Here is a 20,316-nt window from a genome sequence, read left to right as displayed (position 1 = left end):
AGGCAGAAATGGCAGTTCTCTTGAATCGCAGGACGCGCGTCATCGTCCAGGGCCTCACCGGCAAGATCGGCTCCTTCCATGCCGACGACATGAAGCGCTACGGCACCAACGTGGTCGGCGGCGTGACCCCCGGCAAGGGCGGCCAGGTGCACCAGGGCATCCCGGTGTTCAACACCGTCAGGGGCGCCGTGCGCGAGACCGGTGCCGAAGCATCCATCGTGTTCGTGCCGCCGCCCTTCGCGGCAGATTCCATCATGGAAGCCGCCGAGGCCGGCCTGAAGCTCTGCGTCTGCATCACCGACGGCATCCCCTCCCAGGACATGATGCGGGTGAAGCGCTACATGCGCCGCTTCCGCTACGAAGACCGCATGCGTCTGGTCGGCCCCAACTGCGCCGGCGTCATCACGCCCGGCCAGGCGCTGATGGGCATCATGCCCGGCAACATCTACCTGCCGGGCCGCGTCGGCATCGTCGGCCGCTCCGGCACGCTCGGCTACGAAGCCGCGTCGCAGATGAAGGCGCTGGGCATCGGCGTCTCGACCTCGGTCGGCATCGGCGGCGACCCGATCAACGGCTCGTCCTTCAAGGACATCCTCAAGCTGTTCGAGGAGGATCCGGACACGGACGCCGTGGTGATGATCGGCGAGATCGGCGGCCCGCAGGAAGCGGAAGCCGCGGAATGGGCCAGGCACCACATGCGCAAGCCGCTGATCGCCTACATCGCCGGCCTGTCGGCGCCGAAGGGCAAGCGCATGGGCCATGCGGGCGCCATCATCTCCGCCTTCGGCGAGTCGGCCCAGGAAAAGGTCGAGATTCTGCGCGATGCAGGCGTGACGATCGTGCCGACACCGGCAGCCTTCGGCCCGACCGTCGCCGGCGTGCTCGAGCAGCAGAGGAAGGCCGCCTGACCCGGCCTTTCGAGGGGAGCCGGCGCCGACCGGCTCCCTTTCTCGGTCCGGTGCGAAGATCGGTCTCGATCTCGCGAAGATCGGTGCGTAGTCTAAGCTGCCGCAGCTCCGATGAGCGGCGCGGCGCTCCAAGTCCATTCTAAGGAAATGCAATGAAACCTCGGGTTATTGTCACGCGGCGCTGGCCTCACGCGGTCGAACAGATCCTGGCGGAACGGTTCGACACGACGTTCAATCAAGGCGACGCCCCCCTGAGTCCGACCCAGCTCAAGGCGGCATTCCTGAATTTCGACGCGATCCTGCCCACCGTCAGCGACAAGCTGCCGGCGGCAATCTTTCCGGATGCGGACATCCGCACCAAGCTGCTTGCCAATTTCGGCGTCGGCTTCAGCCATATCGACATCGAAGCGGCCAAGGCCCGCGGCATCACCGTCACCAACACGCCGGGCGTCCTGACCGACTGCACCGCCGACATCGGCATGAGCCTGCTGCTTTCGGTCGCCCGCCGTGCCGGCGAGGGCGAACGCCAGCTGCGTGCCGGTGAGTGGGCCGGCTGGTGCCCGACCCACATGATCGGCACCAAGGTGACCGGCAAGACCATCGGCATCATCGGCATGGGCCGCATCGGCAAGGCCATGGCCAAGCGCGCCCATTTCGGCTTCGACATGGACGTCGTCTTCTACAACCGCTCGAAGGTGGACGACGAGGAGACGCGCGCCATGGGCGCGCGCCAGCTCGCCAGCATCGAGGAGGTCCTTGCCGAAGCCGATTTCGTCTCGCTTCATTGCCCGGGCGGAGCGGAAAACCGGCACCTCTTCAATGCGGAGCGGCTCGGCGCGATGAAACGCGGCGCCTTCCTCATCAACACGGCACGCGGCGACGTGGTCGACCAGAAGGCGCTGGTGGCAGCACTTCAGGCCGGCCAGATCGCCGGTGCCGGCCTCGACGTCTATGACGGCGAGCCCGACGTGCCTGCGGCACTGATCGAACTGGAGAATGTGGTGCTCTTGCCTCATCTTGGCAGCGCCACGGAGGAAACCCGGGTGGCCATGGGCATGAAGGCGGTCGACAACCTCACCGCCTTCTTCGAGGGTCGCCCCTTACCAGACAAGGTGGTGTGATGATCCAGGACCGCTCGGCTGCTCCGGCAATGACGAAGCTTCGCGAACAGGCGATCGCCCTGTTCCGCCAGGGCATCGCTGCTTCGGATCCCGAGCGGGCGGTCGCTTCCGCGCTCGAAGGCCGTCGCGACGACATCGCCGCGGCCAAGCGGGTGATCCTGGTCGCCTTCGGCAAGGCCGCGTGCCCGATGATGCGCGCGGCCCTGCCTTTCGTATCCGACAAGCTGCATCTCGCCTGCGCGGTCACCAATCGCGAGAACCTCGCGCCGATCGCCGGGGTGGATGTCATCGCCGGAGGCCACCCGCTGCCGGACGAAGGCAGTATCGCCGGCGCCTATGCCCTCGAAAGGGCCGCCCGGGCGGCCGAGCCGGGCGATCTCGTGCTGGTGCTCGTCAGCGGCGGCGGCTCGGCGCTGATCTGCGCGCCGGTGCCGGGCGTGTCGCTCGCCGACAAGATCGCGCTCAACGACGCGCTGATCCGCTCGGGCGCCGAAATCAGCGAAATCAATGCCGTCCGCCAGCAGTTCTCGCGCCTCAAGGGCGGGCGGCTGGCCCAGCTGGCCTCGAGCGCGAAGGTGCTGTCGCTCATCCTGTCCGACGTGCCGGGCGACGACGTCGGCACCATCGCCAGCGGGCCGACGGCCAAACCTTCAGCCTCTGCGACCGACGCGCTCGAGATCATCGACCGTTATGGGTTGCGCGAAACCTTGCCCGCAGCGCTGCGCACGCATGTCGACCACCTTCTGGAGCGCGACGAGCCGATGCGCTTCGACCATGTCGAGAACATGGTGATCGGCTCCAACAGCATCAGCCTGCACCAGGTGATGGCGAGTGCCGAGGCGAGCTACCCCGTCGTGGTCAAGGCGGACGACTGGCTGAGCGGCGACGTTTCGGACGTGGCGGAAACGCTGCACCGCATGGCGATCTTCGCGGCAAGCCAGCGCGGGCCTGTCGCCATCGTCGCCGGCGGCGAACCGACCGTGCGCGTCGCCGGCACCGGCATCGGCGGGCGCAACCAGGAACTGGCGCTGCGCTTTGCGCTGCTCAACGAGTGGGCCGCCATCAAGCGTCCCTGGGTGTTCCTCAGCGGCGGCACCGACGGGCGCGACGGGCCGACAGACGCCGCGGGCGGCATCGTCGATCCGAGTTCGACGAGCTGGATGCGCAAGGTCGGCTGCAATCCGGTGGCACTGCTGGAAAACAACGATTCCTATCATGCCCTGGAATCCTCCGGTGACCTGCTGATCACCGGCGCCACGGGCACCAATGTCGCCGACCTGCAGATCCTGCTGATGCAGTGACGGGCAACCGCCAACCGGCCTGGATTCCTGGGCCGGCGTGCATGCCGCAACACTCCCACAGCCCTTGCCGATGCCGGACGTCTGGATGGCAGGCAGCCTCGATACAGGCGCCTACGACTGTTGTGTAATCCCTGGAAAATGTTTACTCTCGGTGAAATATATTCAGCGAGGCAGGCATGTCCAAGGAAAAGGCGAACCACGGGTCCAGCAAGAAGAACGGCAAGACGGCGCACGTCGCCGTGGCGAGCGGCGCCGCCAAGACGGCACTTGCCCGCGTCTCGCCGCTGACGCAGGACCCCCATGCCACCCGCGACACCCGCGAAAAGGTGCTCGAAGTGGCGATCGGCCACGAGGTGCGTGCCTTCCGCAAGAAGCTCGGCATCACCGTCGCCGACCTTGCCGCCACCACCGACATCTCCCTCGGCATGCTGTCCAAGATCGAGAACGGCATCACCTCGCCGTCGCTGACGACACTGCAGGCACTTTCGCGTGCATTGGGCGTGCCGCTCACCTCGTTCTTCCGCCGTTTCGAGGAGGAGCGCAACGCCGTCTTCGTCAAGGCGGGCGAGGGGGTCGACGTCGAACGGCGCGGCACGCGCGCCGGCCACCAGTACACGCTGCTCGGCCATATCGGTTCCGACACCAGCGGCGTGACGGTCGAACCCTACCTGATAACGCTGACCGAGGATTCGGACGTCTTCCCGACCTTCCAGCATGACGGCATGGAGTTCCTCTACATGCTGGAGGGCGAAGTCGTTTACCGCCACAGCAACAATCTCTACCGCATGACACCGGGAGACAGCCTGTTCTTCGACGCCGACGCGCCGCACGGGCCGGAAGAGCTGACGCACCTGCCGATCAAATATCTGTCGATCATCTCCTATCCGCGCAACCGCGGAAACGACTGAGCGCTTCGGGCGGGCCCCACGCTCTCCCCAACCACGGACAAATCGGCCGACGACACACCGCTTGCGCTGCCGGCGCGAGCGAACGGGGATGTGCGCGCCGCATACGCCAGCGGTTCCCGCGCCACTCCTTCCGACTGAAAGCCCGCAAGAGGTGGGGTTTTCCCGCACCCATGCCGGGGGAGGGCGGTTCGGCCACGTCCCGGTCGACCGCCTGGGAGGCCCTCGCGACCGAGATGTTTTTCTACAGGAATAAAAAATTCATCACAGTTGAATTCACCTCGGGAACCTGCTAGCTTTTGTCACAGGCAGCCAAAGAGGTGAGGAAACCCGGATGTGCGGAATTGTAGGACTCTTTTTGAAGGACAAGTCACTGGAGCCCCAGCTGGGCGCGCTGCTGTCCGAAATGCTCGTGACCATGACGGACCGAGGCCCCGATAGCGCCGGCATCGCAATCTATGGCGCAGGCGCCAAGGGCCAAGGCAAGATCACCATTCAGTCGGCCGCAGCGGAAGAGGACTTCAAGGGCCTCGACGCCGAGCTCGGCAAGAAGATCGGCGCCAAGGTCTCGGCGACCATCAAGTCGACCCACGCGGTCCTGGACGTGCCCGCCGACAAGATCGGGGAGGCCCGTGCCGCGATTGCCGAGCTGCGCCCGAACGTGCGCATCATGGGCGCCGGCGAGGCGATCGAGATCTACAAGGAAGTGGGCCTGCCGGTCGAGGTGGTGCAGCGCTTCGACGTCACCAAGATGAGCGGCAGCCACGGCATCGGCCATACCCGCATGGCCACCGAATCCGCCGTCACCACGCTGGGCGCGCATCCCTTCTCGACGGGTCCCGACCAGTGCCTGGTGCACAACGGCTCGCTGTCGAACCACAACAACCTGCGCCGCGAGCTGATCCGCGACGGCATGCACTTCGAGACCGAGAACGACACCGAAGTCGCCGCCGCCTACCTGTCGTCGAAGATCGCCCATGGCCAGAACCTCGGCGAGGCGCTGGAAAGCAGCCTGAATGACCTGGACGGCTTCTTCACCTTCGTCGTCGGCACCAAGAATGGCTTCGGCGTCGTCCGCGACCCGATCTCCTGCAAGCCGGCCGTCATGGCCGAGACCGATCAGTACGTCGCCTTCGGTTCCGAGTATCGCGCACTCGCAAACCTGCCCGGGATCGAGGAAGCCCGGGTCTGGGAGCCGGAACCGTCCACCGTCTATTTCTGGGAGCACTGATACTATGCATTCAACGAATCTTGCGACGGCCCCCCTGCACGAGGTCAACTACGCGCCCAAGGTCTTCGACTTGTCGAAGAACACGCTGCGCGAATTCAACCAGGCCCTCCATGAGGTCAAGGACGCGACCGGCGAGCCGAACTGGGAGGTTCTCAATCCGAAGGGCAGCCATGCGGTCGCCGTCGGCGCCGAGCACCCGATCTCCATCGATGTGCAGGGCAGTGTCGGCTACTATTGCGGCGGCATGAACCAGAACGCCACCATCACCGTGCACGGCTCGGCCGGCCCGGGCGTCGGCGAGAACATGATGTCGGGCACCATCGTCGTGAAGGGCGACGCCAGCCAGTATGCCGGCGCCACCGGCCGCGGCGGCCTGCTGCTCATCGAGGGCAACGCCTCGTCGCGTTGCGGCATCTCGATGAAGGGCATCAACATCGTCGTCCGCGGCAACATCGGCCACATGTCGGCCTTCATGGCCCAGTCGGGCAACCTGGTGGTGCTGGGCGATGCCGGCGACGCACTCGGCGACTCGATCTACGAAGCCCGCCTGTTCGTGCGCGGCAAGGTCAAGAGCCTCGGCGCGGACTGCATCAAGAAGGAGATGCGCCCCGAGCACATCACCATCCTGAAGGATCTGCTCGACCGCGCCGGCATCAGCGACGTCAAGCCCGAAGAGTTCACGCGCTACGGTTCGGCGCGCACGCTCTACAACTTCAACATCGACAACGCCGACGCTTACTGAGGAACAAAATGAGCTATCACAATCCTCCGACGACGCCCCGCAAGTCGGCGACCTTCGATGAATACGCGATGTCCGAAATCCGTCGCGCCGCAGCGACGGGCATCTACGACATCCGCGGCTCGGGTGCCAAGCGCAAGGTTCCGCACTTCGACGACCTGCTGTTCCTTGGCGCCTCGATCTCGCGCTATCCGCTGGAAGGCTATCGCGAACGCTGCGACACCTCGGTGGTACTCGGCACCCGTTATGCCAAGAAGCCGATCGAACTGAAGATCCCGGTCACGGTCGCCGGCATGAGCTTCGGCTCGCTGTCGGGCCCGGCCAAGGAAGCCCTCGGCCGCGGCGCCACCCTCTCGGGAACGTCGACCACCACCGGCGACGGCGGCATGACCGAGGAAGAGCGCGGCCACTCCAAGCAGCTGGTCTACCAGTACCTGCCGTCGCGCTACGGCATGAACCCGCGCGACCTGCGCCGTGCCGACGCCATTGAAATCGTGGTCGGCCAGGGCGCCAAGCCGGGCGGCGGCGGTATGCTGCTGGGCCAGAAGATCTCCGATCGCGTCGCCGAGATGCGCACGCTGCCCAAGGGCATCGACCAGCGCTCGGCCTGCCGCCACCCCGACTGGACCGGTCCGGACGACCTCGAGATCAAGATCCTCGAAATCCGTGAGATCACCGACTGGGAAAAGCCGATCTACGTCAAGGTGGGCGGCGCGCGCCCCTACTACGACACGGCACTTGCAGTGAAGGCCGGCGCCGACGTCGTCGTGCTCGACGGCATGCAGGGCGGTACCGCCGCGACGCAGGAAGTGTTCATCGAACACGTCGGCCAACCCACGCTCGCCTGCATCCGTCCGGCGGTGAAGGCACTGCAGGACCTCGGCATGCACCGCAAGGTCCAGCTGATCGTCTCCGGTGGCATACGCAATGGCGCGGACGTGGCCAAAGCGCTCGCACTCGGCGCCGATGCAGTATCTATCGGAACCGCGGCTCTGGTCGCACTGGGTGACAACGATCCGCGCTGGGAGAGCGAATACCAGAAGCTTGGCACCACGTCCGGTGCTTATGACGACTGGCACGAGGGCAAGGACCCGGCCGGCATCACCACGCAGGATCCCGAGCTGATGAAGCGCGTCGATCCGATCGCGGCGGGCCGCCGTCTGGCGAATTACCTGAAGGTCATGACGCTCGAGGCACAGACCATTGCTCGCGCCTGCGGCAAGAATCACCTGCACAATCTCGAGCCTGAGGATCTCTGCGCTCTGACGATCGAGGCAGCCGCCATGGCCGGCGTGCCGCTTGCGGGGACAAACTGGGTACCGGGGAAGGGTGCCTTTTAAACCACAAGGATTGGGAGGAGCAATTCATGGGAACGGCCTTCGAAGCCAAAATCGACCAGTCCGAGGTGACTGACCTCAAGGAGTTCGCAAGGGCTCGCAACATCAAGTACTTCATGGTCTCCTACACGGACCTGTTCGGCGGTCAGCGCGCCAAGCTGGTGCCCGCCCAGGCCATCGGAGACATGCAGAAAGAGGGAGCCGGCTTCGCCGGCTTCGCGACGTGGCTGGACCTGACGCCGGCACATCCAGACATGCTGGCCGTGCCGGATCCGTCCTCGGTCATCCAACTGCCCTGGCGTCCCGAAGTGGCCTGGCTCGCTTCGGACTGCCTGATGGAAGGCAAGGGGGTCTCGCAGGCCCCGCGCAACACGCTGAAGCGCCTGGTCGCCGAAGCCGCCAAGGAAGGCATGCGCGTCAAGACCGGCGTCGAGCCGGAGTTCTTCCTGGTCACGCCCGACGGCAAGCAGATCGCCGACGAGCACGATACCGCAGCCAAGTCCTGCTACGACCAGCAGGCGGTGATGCGCCGCTTCGACGTCATCGCCGAGATCTGCGACGCGATGCTCGACCTCGGCTGGAAGCCCTACCAGAACGACCATGAGGATGCGAACGGCCAGTTCGAGATGAACTGGGAATACGACGACGTGCTGGCCACCGCCGACAAGCACTCGTTCTTCAAGTTCATGGTCCGCTCGATCGCCGAAAAGCATGGCCTGCGCGCAACCTTCATGCCGAAGCCCTTCCAGGGCCTCACCGGCTCGGGCTGCCATGCCCACATCTCGGTGTGGGACCTGACCGGCAAGAACAACGCCTTCGCCGACAAGAGCATGGAGCTGGGTCTGTCGGAGAAGGGCAGGCACTTCCTCGGCGGCATCATGAAGCACGCCTCGGCGCTCGCCGCCATCTGCAACCCGACCGTCAACTCCTACAAGCGCATCAACGCCCCGCGTACCCTCTCGGGTGCCACCTGGGCGCCGAACACGGTGACCTGGACCGGCAACAACCGCACCCACATGGTGCGCGTGCCCGGCCCCGGCCGCTTCGAGCTGCGCCTGCCGGACGGCGCGGCCAACCCCTACCTGATGCAGGCAGTGATCATCGCCGCCGGCCTCAGCGGCATCCGCACCAAGGCCGATCCCGGCCCGCGCAGCGATGTCGACATGTACCGGGAAGGCCACACGGTGACCCACGGCGCGAAGCTGCCGCTCAACCTCCTCGACGCGCTCCGCGCCTATGACGAGGACACCGAGCTCAAGGCTTCGATGGGCGAGGACTTCTCCTCCGCCTTCATCAAGCTCAAGACCCAGGAGTGGAACTCCTACGCCTCGCACTTCACCCAGTGGGAGCGCGACCACACGCTGGACGTCTGAGGCGCCAGCACCAGGCACTGCGCCCGGCCTTCGGGTCGGGCGCAGTCCAAGCACGTGTCAAATTTCGCCGGAACTCATGCGATGAAATATTCGATCTTCTCACTCGCCAAGGCCGCTTTGTCCGGCCACAAGGGCTGGACCCGAGCCTGGCGCGATCCGGCACCCAAGAGCCACTACGACGTGGTCATCATCGGCGGCGGCGGCCACGGCCTCGCGACCGCCTATTTCCTTGCCCACGAATACGGCATCCGCAACGTCGCGGTGCTGGAGAAGGGCTGGATCGGCTCCGGCAACGCCGGCCGCAACACCACCATCATCCGCTCCAACTACGGCCTGCCCGGCAACACCGGCTTCTACGAGTTGTCGATGAAGCTCTGGGAGCGCATGGAGCAGGACCTGAACTACAACGCGATGGTCAGCCAGCGCGGCATCATCAACCTCTATCACTCCGACGCCCAGCGCGACGCTTTCGCCCGCCGCGGCAACACCATGCGCATCAACGGCATCGATGCCGAGTTGCTGGACGCCGTGCAGATCCGCAAGGAGCTGCCGTTCCTGAACTACGACAGCCCGCGCTTCCCGATCATGGGCGGCCTGTTGCAGCGCCGCGCCGGCACCGCCCGCCACGACGCGGTGGTCTGGGGCTATGCCCGCGCCGCCGACCAGCGCGGCGTCGACATCATCCAGAATTGCGAGGTCACCGGCTTCGTGCGCGACCAGAACGGCAAGGTCACCGGCGTGGAAACCACGCGCGGAAAGATCGGCGCCGGCAAGGTCGGCATGGCGGTCGCCGGCAACACTTCGAAGGTGGCGGCCATGGCCGGCATGAAGCTGCCGATCGAAAGCCACGTGCTGCAGGCCTTCGTCTCCGAGGCGATCAAGCCGCTGATCCCGGGCGTCATCACCTTCGGCGCCGGCCACTTCTATATCAGCCAGTCCGACAAGGGCGGCCTTGTCTTCGGCGGCGATCTCGACGGCTACAATTCCTACGCCCAGCGCGGCAACATGCCCGTCATCGAGGACGTCTGCGAAGGCGGCATGGCGGTGATGCCGATGATCGGCCGCGTCCGCATGCTGCGCCAGTGGGGCGGCATCATGGACATGTCGATGGACGGAACGCCGATCATCGACAAGACGCCGATCGACGGCCTCTACCTCAATGCCGGCTGGTGCTACGGCGGGTTCAAGGCGACGCCGGCCTCCGGCCTGGTCTTCGCCCATCTGCTCGCCCGCGACGAGCCGCATCACGAGGCGGCGCGCTTCCGGCTCGACCGGTTCCGCCGCGGCGCGATGATCGACGAAAAGGGCCAGGGCGCCCAGCCAAACCTGCACTGAAAGCGAGATTCCCGGAAATGCGTATTGCATGTCCCTTCTGCGGCGAACGCGAGAACGGCGAGTTCACCTATCTCGGCGACGCTTCGCCCAAGCGGCCCACCTTCGCCATCGACGGCGGCGATAGCCCCGAACTCGTCGAGGACGCCTTCTACGATTACGTCTACCTGCGCGACAACGTGGCCGGGGTCATGCGCGAGTACTGGTACCACGGCGGCGGCTGCCGCTCCTGGCTCATCGCCGAGCGCAACACGGTGACCCACGAATTCATATCGGTGAAGGCGGCCCCAGGTGCTGGCGCAGCCAAGCCGGCGCAGGCAGGAGAGTGACCATGTCGGGCTATTCCCAATCCGAGTCGCTCGGCAGGACGGCCGCAGTGGAAAGCGCCGCCAGCGCACGCAGCCAGGCCGCCTCGGCCAGCCAGTCGCACCGCCTGCGCAGCGGCGGCCTCATCGACCGCAAGGCACCGCTGCAGTTTTCCTTCGACGGCCAGACGATGACCGGCTTCGCCGGCGACACGCTGGCCTCGGCGCTGATTGCCAACGGCGTCAAGCTGGTGGCGCGTTCGTTCAAGTACCATCGCCCGCGCGGCATCATCACCGCCGGTTCGGAAGAGCCGAGCGCGCTGGTCGAGATGCGCACCGGCGCCCGCAAGGAGCCCAACACCCGCGCGACCACGCAGGAGCTCTATGACGGGCTGATCGCCAACAGCCAGAACCGCTGGCCGTCGCTGCGCCGCGACTTCATGTCGATCAACCAGCTGGCCGCGCCGATCTTCGTCGCCGGCTTCTACTACAAGACCTTCATGTGGCCGGCGAAGTTCTGGGAGAAGATCTACGAGCCGCTGATCCGCCGCGCCGCCGGCCTCGGCAAGAGCGCCGAGCTGCCTGATCCCGACCACTACGACAAGGCCTGGGCGCATTGCGACGTGCTGGTCGTCGGTGCCGGCCCGGCCGGTCTTTCGGCGGCGCTCGCCGCCGGCCGCGCGGGTTCGCGCGTCATCCTGGTCGAGGAAGACAGCCGTGTCGGCGGACGCCTGCTCAGCGACGGCGGCGAGATCGACGGCATGCATGCCGAGGAGTGGGTGCGCCGCGCCAGCGACGAACTCGCAGGCCTGCCCAATGTCCGCGTCCTGACCCGCACGGCGCTGTTCGGCGTCTATGACGGCGGCGTCCACGCAGCGCTCGAGCGCGTCAACGACCATGTGCATGTGCCGGGTCCGCACCAGGTGCGGCAGCGCGTCTGGCGCATCGTCGCCAAGCGCTCGGTAGTCACCGCCGGCGCCATCGAACGGCCGATCGTCTTCCCGGGCAATGACCGTCCCGGCGTGATGATGGCGTCCGCCGTGCGCACCTATGTCAACCGCTTCGCCGCGATGCCGGGCCGCAAGGTGGCGCTGTTCACCAACAACGACGACGGCTGGCGCACGGTCGAGGCGATCCAGCAGGCCGGCGGCGACATCGCTGCCGTCATCGATCCGCGCGGCAAGGTGCCTGCCGAATACCAGGCGGTTGCCGAACTGTCGGACCTGCGGGTGATTTCCGGTGGTGTCTCCGACGTCAAGGGCGGCGTCGACGGCGTGCGCGCCGTCATCGTCACCGACGGCAATGGCCGCACCCAGCAAATCGACGCCGACTGCCTGGCCGTCTCGGGCGGCTGGAACCCCAATGTCGGCCTCTCCTGTTTCCATCGCGGCAAGCCGGTGTGGCGCGACGACATCGCGGCCTTCGTACCGGGCGATGCGCCGAAGGGCATGCGCTTGACCGGTGCGGCCAATGGCGAGTTCTCGCTCGGCGCCTGCCTGCGGGACGGCCATGCGGCGGGCGCCGCGGCTGCCGCCGAATGCGGTGCCGCCGGCAATGCCGGCAACGCAGCCGAGGCCGGTGACGAGGCCTATGCGATCTCGCCGCTGTGGCAGGTCAAGGCCAAGGGCAAGGCCTTCGTCGACTTCCAGCACGACGTCACCGCCTCCGACGTGACGCTGGCGCAGCGCGAGGGCTTCGAGAGCGTCGAGCACCTCAAGCGCTACACCACCCTCGGCATGGCGACCGACCAGGGCAAGACCTCGAACATCACCGGCCTCGCCATCATGGCGGACGCCACCGGCCGCACCATCCCGCAGACCGGCACGACAATCTATCGGCCGCCTTACGCGCCGGTCGCCATCGGCGCGCTCGCCGGCCACCACCGCGACGAGAACTTCCATGCCTGGCGGCTCACGCCATCGCATCACTGGGCAGCCGCCCGTGGCGCGGTCTTCGTCGACACGGGTCTCTGGAAGCGCGCGCAGTGGTATCCACAGCCGGGCGAGAAGGACTGGCTGGAATCGGTGACGCGCGAAGTGCTCGCCGTGCGCAACAGCGTCGGCTTCTGCGATGTCTCGACGCTCGGCAAGGTCGACGTGCGCGGTGCAGACGCCGGCACGTTCCTCGACCGCGTCTACATCAACGCCTTCTCCGCGCTTGGTGTCGGCAAGGCCCGCTACGGCCTGATGCTGCGCGAGGACGGCATCGTCATGGACGACGGCACGACCTCGCGCCTCGCCGAGGACCACTATTTCCTGACCACCACCACGGCCAAGGCCGGCCCGGTCATGGCGCATCTCGAATTCTGCCGCCAGGTGCTCTGGCCCGAACTCGACGTGCAGCTGTCGTCAGCCACCGACCAGTGGGCGCAATTCTCGATCGCCGGCCCGAACACGCGCAAGCTCCTGCAGGCGCTGGTCGATCCGAGCGAGGACCTGTCCAACGAAGGCTTCCCCTTCATGGGCGCTCGCGAGGTCAAGCTGCGCGGCGGCGTTGTCGCCCGCCTGTTCCGCATCTCGTTCTCAGGTGAAATGGCCTTCGAGATCTCGGTGCCGGCGCGCTACGGCGCGGCGATGGCCGAGAATTTGATGATCGCCGGCAAGCCCTATGGCGTCACGCCTTACGGCACCGAAGCGCTGGGCGTGATGCGCATCGAGAAGGGCCACGTCGCCGGTCCCGAGCTCAACGGCACGACGACCGCCGACGATCTCGGCCTTGGCAAGATGATGTCCAAGAAGAAGGACTTCATCGGCCGCGTCATGGCCGGCCGGCCGGCGCTGACCGCGCCCGACCGCCAGGTCGTCGTCGGCATCAAGCCGGTGGACGCAAAGCGCCGGCTGCGCTCGGGCGCCCATGTCATGCCCAAGGGCGCGATCGCCGGTCCCGAAACCGACCAGGGCTATGTCACCTCGGTCTGCTATTCGCCGATGCTGCAGCAGTGGATCGGCCTCGGTCTGGTCGAGCGCGGACGCGAGCGCATCGGCGAGATCGTCCGCATCTTCGATCCGCTGCGGAGCGAGGACTACGAGGCCGAGATCTGCAATCCTGTCTTCTACGATCCCGAGGGAGTGCGCCAGCGTGGCTGATTTTTCCTGGAACACCCAGACGCCGCTCGCCAAGGCCCTCGTTCTCGGGCGTCACGGCGCGACAGGTGCTGCGGCGGCGGGCGTCACGCTCACCGAAGTGCGCGACCTCGTGCTGATGCAGGTGATGGCCCGTCGCGGCAAGGCCGCCGACACAGCCAAGGCGGCAAAGAAGCTGTTCGGCGTCGAGCCGCCGGCTTCGCCCAAGGCCGTCGCCGGCAAGGGCGCCGCCCTGATCTGGTCGGGTCCCGACCAGTTCACGGTCTTTGCGCCGCGCAGCGACGAGGCTGCCCAGCTCGACGCCATGAACAAGGCATTCGCGGGCGTGGCTTCGCTGTCGGACCAGTGCGACGGCCGCTGCCTGATCCGTGTTTCGGGCCCACGGGCGCGCGATGTGATTGCGAAGTTCTCGTCGCTCGACCTGCATGACAGCGTCTTTCCCGTGGGCACTGCGGCCAACACCTCGGTCGACCATACCGCCGTCAACTTCTGGCGCGACGCCGACGGCTCCGACGGCCATCCGGTCTACAACATGCTGGTCTTCACCAGCTTTGCCGACAGCCTGTGGCACGTGATCGCCGATTCTTCGATGGAATACGGCTTCGAAGCGACAAGCACCCGCGCCGCATAGCGACCGGCATCGGTCTTCAAGCGAAAAAGCCCCGCTCTCGAGGAGCGGGGCCTTCTTCTTGCGACTGCGCGACGTCCCCGCTTGTCAGGCGCCGCGCAGCCGAAGCCTGTTGACCAAGCTGCGTGCGAGCTCCGGGCCGGTTTCCCCTGTGCAAGCCTCCGGCTTGTAAGCCGTCGCCACATCGAGGCTGTCGCTGATCGCCTCCAGCAGCGAGGTGTCCTCTGCCGCTGCGACGAGAGCTGCAACCGCGAGCGGGTCGACGCCGACGTCCCCTTGGTCCTGTCCGTTCGCCGGGTCGGAATAGTGCGCCAGCATCGACCGGATCAGCTCGTTCTTGCTGGCGAAATGATGCAGCAGGCCACCCTTGCTGAAGCCCGCCTCGCGGGCGACGGCGTCGAGCGTGACCTTGCCGAAGCCCTGCTCCAGGGCAACGGCGACCGCCGCGCGATAGAGCCGGAGCTTCGGGTCGGCATCCGGCGATGGAGCCGGCAAGCGGGCGGCCGGCTCCCTGCCTCGCTCGTTCATTCGGCCGGAACCTGCACCGCTTCCGGCGCGGCTGCCTGTAACTGGGTCTTGCCGCGGCCGAACAGCTTCATGACGAACACGAAGAAGACGGGCACGAAGAAGACCGCGAGCACGGTCGCCGAGATCATGCCGCCCAGCACGCCCGTGCCGATGGCATTCTGGCTGGCGGCACTGGCGCCGGTGGCTATCGCCAGCGGCACGACGCCCAGGCTGAAGGCCAGCGAGGTCATGATGATCGGCCGGAAGCGCAGCTTGGCCGCCTCGATCGTCGCATCGACAAGGGACATGCCTTCCCTGCGCAGGTCCTTGGCGAACTCGATGATCAGGATCGCGTTCTTGGCCGAAAGGCCAATGATCGCGATCAGGCCCACCTTGAAGTAGACGTCGTTCGGCATGCCCATGTACATGACCGCGAGCACCGAGCCTAGCACGCCCAGCGGCACGACCAGGATGACCGAGATCGGGATCGACCAGCTTTCGTAGAGTGCCGCGAGCAGCAGGAACACGAACAGGATGCTGAGTCCGATCAGTGCAGGGGCCTGCGCACCTGACTGGATCTCCTGCAGCGACTGGCCGGTCCATTCGTAGCCGAAGCCGGCGGGCAGCTCTCCGGCCAGGCGCTCCATCTCGGCGATGGCGGCACCCGATGAGTAGCCGGCGGCGGCCTGACCGCTGATGCGCACCGATGGATAGCCGTTGTAGCCGACGATCTGGGCCGGTCCCTTCTGCCACTCGACGCCGGCAAAGGAAGACAGCGGAACCATGCCGCCATGGGCGTTGCGGACGTTGAGGTTCAGAAGATCCTCGGTCTGCATGCGTCGGCCTGCGTCCGACTGCACCGTCACGCGCTGCATCCTGCCGGCGTTCGGGAAGTCGTTGACATAGGCCGAGCCGAGATTGGCCGAGATCGTCGAATTGATGTCGGCGAAGGTCACACCGAAGGTGTTGGCCTTCTCGCGGTCGATCAGGAGATTGACCTGGGCGGCATCGGGCATGCCCTCGACGCGCACGCCGGTGACGATCTCGCTCTTGGCGGCGGCCGCCATCAGCTGGTCTCGCGCTGCGAGCAACGCCTGCTGGCCACGGCCCGACCTGTCCTGCAGACGGAAGGTGAAGCCGTTGGACGTGCCGAGGCCCTGGATCGGCGGCGGCGACAGCGCAAACGAGACCGCGTCCTTCATCTGGTACAGCGCCTTGTTCGCACGGCCGGCGATGGCGGCGGCCGAGTTCTCTTCGCCGCGCTCGCTCCAGTCGTCCAGCGTGACGAAGGCGAGACCGGCATTCTGGCCCGCGCCGGAGAAACTGTAGCCGCGCACCACGATCATGCGGTCGACCGCTTCCTCGCCCATGAACACCTTCTCGACCTGCTCGGCGATCGCGCCGGTGCGGTTGCTGCTCGATTCCGGCGGCCCCTGGATGTCGACGATCAGGTAGCCTTGGTCCTCGTTGGGCAGGAAGGACGTGGGCAGCTGCATGAAGGCCCAGCCGAGACCGGCGAGCAGCGCGAGGTAGATGATCATGAAGCGGCCGGCGCGCTTCACCACCCAGCCGACGCTTGACGTGTAGCTGCGCGTCGTTCGGTCGAAGCCACGGTTGAACCAACCGAAGAAGCCCTTCCTCTCGTGGTGGCCCTTGCCGATCGGCTTGAGGAAGCTGGCGCAGAGCGCCGGCGTGAGCGACAGTGCCAGGAACCCGGAAAACAGGATCGACACCACCATCGTCAGGCTGAACTGCCGGTAGATGACGCCGACCGCGCCCGGGAAGAATGCCATCGGCACGAACACGGCCGTCAGCACCACGGTGATGCCGATGATCGCACCCGAGATCTGCTTCATCGCCTTGCGCGTGGCCTCGCGTGGGGACAGGCCTTCCTCGGCCATGATGCGCTCGACGTTCTCGACCACGACGATGGCGTCGTCGACCAGGATGCCGATCGCAAGCACCATGGCGAACATGGTGAGCACGTTGATCGAGAAGCCGGTGGCGAGCATCACCGCACAGGTTCCGAGCAGCGCCACGGGCACCACAAGCGTGGGGATGACCGTGTAGCGGAAGTTCTGCAGGAACAGGAACATCACCGCAAAGACGAGCAGCACCGCCTCGACGAGCGTGCTGATCACCTTCTCGATCGAGACCTTGACGAACGGCGAGGTGTCATAGGGGATGGCGTATTCGATGCCCGAAGGGAAGTAGCGCGCAAGCTCGTCCATCTTCGCCCGCACCGCCTCGGAGGTGGCAAGCGCGTTGCCGGTCGGCGACAGTTGCACGGCGATTGCGGCGCTCGGCTTGCCGTTGAGGCGGGTGGAGAAATTGTAGTTCTCGGCACCGACTTCGATGCGCGCGACGTCCGACAGGCGGACGGACGAGCCGTCGGGATTGGCGCGCAGCACGATCGAGCCGAATTCCTCCGCCGAAGTCAGCTGGCCCTTGACCAGGACGGTGGCCGAGATCTGCTGGGTGATCGGATTGGGGTCGGCGCCGATGCGGCCCGCGGCGACCTGTGCGTTTTGCGAGCGGATCGCGTTGGTGATGTCGTCGGTCGTGAGCTTGAGCCCGACCATCTTGTCGGGGTCGATCCAGATGCGCATCGCGCGCTGGGTCGCAAACAGCTGCGCACTGCCGACACCGTCGATGCGCCGGATTTCGCTGAGCACGTTGCGGCTGAGATAGTCGCCGAGGCCGACGACGTCGAGGGAACCGTCCGTCGAGGTCACCGCGACCATCATCAGGAAGCCGGTGCCGGCCTGTTCGATGCGGATGCCGACCTGCTTGACGACCTGCGGCAGGCGCGGCTCGGCACGGCGCACCGCGTTCTGCACGTCGATCGACGACTGGCCGTTGTCGGTACCCGGCGCGAAGGTCGCCGTGATGCTGATCATACCCGAGGAATCGGAGGTCGACTCGAAGTACATCAGCCCTTCGACGCCGTTCAGCTCTTCCTCGATGGGACGCGTGACGCTCTGGTAGATGTCTTCGGGCGCAGCACCCGCGTAGTTCGCCGAGATGGTGACCTGGGGCGGCGCCACGTTGGGATATTGCGCCACCGGCAGGAACGGAATGGCGATCACGCCGGCGAGCATGATGAAGATCGCCACGACCCATGCGAAGATGGGTCGATCGATGAAGAACTGGGGCATTTTTCGTTTCCTTAGCCGGCCTTGGGCGTGCTGTTCGGCCCGGTCGGGCGGCTGTCGCCGGTTGCTGGGGCGGAGGCCGCAGCCTTCCACGGCTGGACGGCGACCGGGGCGCCCGGCCTGACCTTCTGGAAGCCCTCGACTATGACCTTGTCGCCGGCCTTCAGGCCCTCCTCGACGACCCAGCGGTCGCCGACCACGCGCCCGACTCGAACGGTGCGGAGTTCAGCCACGTTCTTGTCGTTGACGACGTAGACCTGCGCCCGGCCGCCGGTGTCGCGCTGGATCGCCTGCTGCGGAACGGCGACGGCGTTCTGCTGGACGCCCTGCTGGATCTGCACGCGCACATACATGCCGGGCAGAAGGTCGCCTTCCGGATTGGGGAACTCGCCACGCAGCGTCACCTGTCCGGTGGTCGCGTCCACTGCGGCCTCGAGGAACAACAGCTTGCCGGGATGGGCATATTCGCTGCCGTCGTCGAGCCGCAGCGTGACGCGCGCACCGCTTTCCTCGGCGTTCGATACGGCACCGTTCTCGAGCGCGCGCCTGAGCCGCAGCAGTTCGTTCGAGGACTGCGTGAAGTCGGCATAGACCGGATCGATCTGCTGGATGGTGGCGAGGCTCTCGGGGCCGTTGGCGCTGACCAGTGCGCCCTCCGTGACCATGGCGCGGCCGATGCGGCCCGAGATCGGCGCCTTGATCTCGGCATAGTCGAGATTGAGCTTGGCGGTCGCGAGGCCCGCGGTGGCGATCGCCACGTCGGCATCGGCCTGCGCCAGTGCGGCAAGCGCATTGTCGAGCTGCTGGCCGCTGGAGACGTTGCGCTCGCGCAGCTCGCTCTGCCGGTCGGCCTGCTGGCGTGCCTGCAACTGCACGGCCTGCGCGCGCTGCAAGGTCGCCTCGGCGCTCGCCACCTGGGCACGGAACAGGGCCGGGTCGATGCGGTAGAGCACGTCGCCCTCCTCCACCATGCTGCCCTGCTCGAAGACGCGCTCGAGCACGATGCCGGACACGCGCGGCCGCACCTCGGCGATGCGGGTGGGGGCGATGCGGCCCGGCAGCTCGTTCAGGATCGGCAGGGTCTCGGGAACGACTTCGACGACGCTGACACCGGGCGGCGGCGGGGCGGGCCGGGACTCGGCCGAACTCTCTGCCTCGCCGCAACCGGCGACAAAGGCTAGGAGGGCGGCGGCCGCGACGAGCTTCAACGGCAAGGCGGGAATCTTCATTTGGGGGAATCCGGAGAAAGGTTGATGTTTGCCGAAACGGCGACTGCTTCGAAGTAGTGGTTTTAGGGGGATGACGGCCTGTCAGCCGGCGTCGGGCGGGCCGTCGCGAGGGGTACTCAGCTGATCGGCCTCCACCAGCCAGCCGATGTCTTGAAGGATGCTTGCGCGCTGGGCCTCGGACCAGGGATGCAGCTTGTGCAGTTCCAGCCTCTTCAGGCCTTCGAGCGCGAGGAAGGCCAGGATGGCGCCCCGCGGATTCGTCGATCCTGCAGCCAAGCTGGCGATCGTCCGCTCATAGGCCTTCTCGATGATCCCGCGAGACTCCGCGTCATGCGCCAACGCCGAGACGAGGTTGACCGCCACCGCGCGCAGATCGTCGGGCGGGCCGTCGGCGGCAGCTGCGATAAGGCCGTGGATCGCGGCATCGGGGGCCGTGCCGAACGCGGACGTCGCGGCCTGGACCCGCTCGTTTTCCATCCGGACGCGGCGCTGGATCACCGCACGGATCAGCTGTTGCTTGGATTTGTAGTCGTAGATGACGCTCGCCTTGCTGATACCCGCCTGCGCCGCCACCGCGTCCAGCGTCAGCTGGGCGGCGCCATCGCGCACCACAACGGTCTCTGCCGCGTCAAGAATGTCGTCCTGATCGATCGTCCTCGGGCGTGCCACGGTCCCGCACCTCGCTGCCTGCGAATTAATTACCGACTGGTCGGTTATTATATGTGCAGTGCAGCATTCCATGTCAATCGCCACTCTCGACGTGGGTGGAGGCGCCGGCCAGGCCGTCCGGCAGGTTCCCGTTGTACAAGCTGCCGGACGCGCGAGCGGATCGACCACGTTCCAGCACGGGTAGCCTTTAAGGTCGTTTGCGGCTCACCTCATACACACAATGAAGTGAAGGCGTTTTGACCGGCGCACGTGACGGGTGCCGCGCGTGATCGCGTAAGCGGCGAAGCGTCGAACATGGGACCGGAAAGAAAGAAGGCCTGACACACGGTGTCAGGCCTTAAAGGGCGCTCCGGGCCTGGGGGGACAGGAGGGTGGGATGGAGCGCCTGGGAGCGTCGTCTCAGAACAGGCCTTCGATCTGGCCCTGTTCGTTGAGGAAGATCTTCTCGGAGGAGGGGACCTTGGGCAGGCCGGGCATGGTCATGATCTCGCCG

The 20,316-nt window shown here is 66.4% G+C and carries 17 protein-coding genes; 12 read left to right on the top strand and 5 right to left on the bottom strand.

Translation table 11 applies throughout. The features are described from left to right. The first annotated feature begins 8 nt into the window (after nt 1-8). The 12 genes from sucD (at nt 9) to J2X50_RS23275 (ending at nt 14,266) form a co-directional block, all read left to right on the top strand. The gene (sucD, locus tag J2X50_RS23330) at nt 9-908 is read left to right on the top strand and encodes a succinate--CoA ligase subunit alpha (RefSeq protein WP_429098433.1); all 900 of its coding nucleotides are present in this window, start codon (nt 9-11) and stop codon (nt 906-908) included. Nucleotides 909-1,060: 152 nt separating this feature from the next. Further along, complete coding sequence (locus J2X50_RS23325) at nt 1,061-2,029, top strand: 2-hydroxyacid dehydrogenase (RefSeq protein ID WP_429098431.1); 969 nt, start codon at nt 1,061-1,063, stop codon at nt 2,027-2,029. A gap of 29 nt (nt 2,030-2,058) precedes the next feature. Then, nucleotides 2,059-3,330, top strand: a complete 1,272-nt coding sequence (locus J2X50_RS23320) for a glycerate kinase type-2 family protein (RefSeq protein ID WP_429098429.1) — start codon at nt 2,059-2,061, stop codon at nt 3,328-3,330. Nucleotides 3,331-3,506: 176 nt separating this feature from the next. Continuing rightward, complete coding sequence (locus J2X50_RS23315; RefSeq protein ID WP_429098427.1) at nt 3,507-4,238, top strand: helix-turn-helix domain-containing protein; 732 nt, start codon at nt 3,507-3,509, stop codon at nt 4,236-4,238. Between the two features lie 331 nt (nt 4,239-4,569). Further along, on the top strand, nt 4,570-5,466 hold the full coding sequence (locus J2X50_RS23310; RefSeq protein ID WP_429098425.1) for a class II glutamine amidotransferase: 897 nt from the start codon (nt 4,570-4,572) through the stop codon (nt 5,464-5,466). A gap of 4 nt (nt 5,467-5,470) precedes the next feature. Next, nucleotides 5,471-6,208 (top strand): protein GlxC, encoded by a 738-nt coding sequence (locus J2X50_RS23305; protein ID WP_429098423.1) that lies wholly within the window; start codon nt 5,471-5,473, stop codon nt 6,206-6,208. Nucleotides 6,209-6,216: 8 nt separating this feature from the next. Next, a complete protein-coding gene (locus tag J2X50_RS23300; protein WP_340036916.1) occupies nt 6,217-7,545 on the top strand; it encodes an FMN-binding glutamate synthase family protein in 1,329 nt (442 codons plus the stop codon). A 26-nt stretch (nt 7,546-7,571) separates the two neighbouring features. Then, complete coding sequence (gene glnT / locus J2X50_RS23295) at nt 7,572-8,915, top strand: type III glutamate--ammonia ligase (protein ID WP_347966908.1); 1,344 nt, start codon at nt 7,572-7,574, stop codon at nt 8,913-8,915. Between the two features lie 81 nt (nt 8,916-8,996). Beyond that, nucleotides 8,997-10,250 (top strand): sarcosine oxidase subunit beta family protein, encoded by a 1,254-nt coding sequence (locus J2X50_RS23290; RefSeq protein WP_347966907.1) that lies wholly within the window; start codon nt 8,997-8,999, stop codon nt 10,248-10,250. Between the two features lie 17 nt (nt 10,251-10,267). After that, the gene (locus tag J2X50_RS23285) at nt 10,268-10,576 is read left to right on the top strand and encodes a sarcosine oxidase subunit delta (protein WP_340036913.1); all 309 of its coding nucleotides are present in this window, start codon (nt 10,268-10,270) and stop codon (nt 10,574-10,576) included. 2 nt (nt 10,577-10,578) lie between these two features. Then, nucleotides 10,579-13,638 (top strand): sarcosine oxidase subunit alpha family protein, encoded by a 3,060-nt coding sequence (locus J2X50_RS23280; RefSeq protein WP_429098420.1) that lies wholly within the window; start codon nt 10,579-10,581, stop codon nt 13,636-13,638. Further along, a complete protein-coding gene (locus J2X50_RS23275; RefSeq protein WP_429098419.1) occupies nt 13,631-14,266 on the top strand; it encodes a sarcosine oxidase subunit gamma in 636 nt (211 codons plus the stop codon). The genes J2X50_RS23280 and J2X50_RS23275 overlap by 8 nt, the downstream gene beginning before the upstream one ends. Before the next feature lie 84 nt (nt 14,267-14,350). On the opposite strand, the gene J2X50_RS23270 is transcribed toward J2X50_RS23275, so the two are convergent. The 5 genes from J2X50_RS23270 to J2X50_RS23250 all read right to left on the bottom strand — a co-directional run. Continuing rightward, nucleotides 14,351-14,758 (bottom strand): TetR/AcrR family transcriptional regulator, encoded by a 408-nt coding sequence (locus J2X50_RS23270; protein ID WP_429098417.1) that lies wholly within the window; start codon nt 14,756-14,758, stop codon nt 14,351-14,353. A gap of 29 nt (nt 14,759-14,787) precedes the next feature. Continuing rightward, entirely contained in the window at nt 14,788-17,928 is a 3,141-nt protein-coding gene (locus tag J2X50_RS23265) for a multidrug efflux RND transporter permease subunit (RefSeq protein WP_429098415.1), read from the bottom strand. An 11-nt stretch (nt 17,929-17,939) separates the two neighbouring features. Continuing rightward, the gene (locus J2X50_RS23260; RefSeq protein WP_429098413.1) at nt 17,940-19,154 is read right to left on the bottom strand and encodes an efflux RND transporter periplasmic adaptor subunit; all 1,215 of its coding nucleotides are present in this window, start codon (nt 19,152-19,154) and stop codon (nt 17,940-17,942) included. A gap of 81 nt (nt 19,155-19,235) precedes the next feature. Beyond that, nucleotides 19,236-19,823: a TetR/AcrR family transcriptional regulator gene (locus tag J2X50_RS23255; RefSeq protein ID WP_429098412.1), complete on the bottom strand. Its 588-nt coding sequence runs from the start codon at nt 19,821-19,823 to the stop codon at nt 19,236-19,238. Between the two features lie 399 nt (nt 19,824-20,222). Next, nucleotides 20,223-20,316: formate--tetrahydrofolate ligase (locus J2X50_RS23250; RefSeq protein WP_429098449.1), on the bottom strand; the 94-nt coding region annotated here is incomplete at its 5' end.

Source organism: Aminobacter sp. BE322 (assembly GCF_050433525.1).
Lineage (GTDB): Bacteria > Pseudomonadota > Alphaproteobacteria > Rhizobiales > Rhizobiaceae > Aminobacter.
This window is presented reverse-complemented; position numbering and strand designations above follow the sequence as displayed.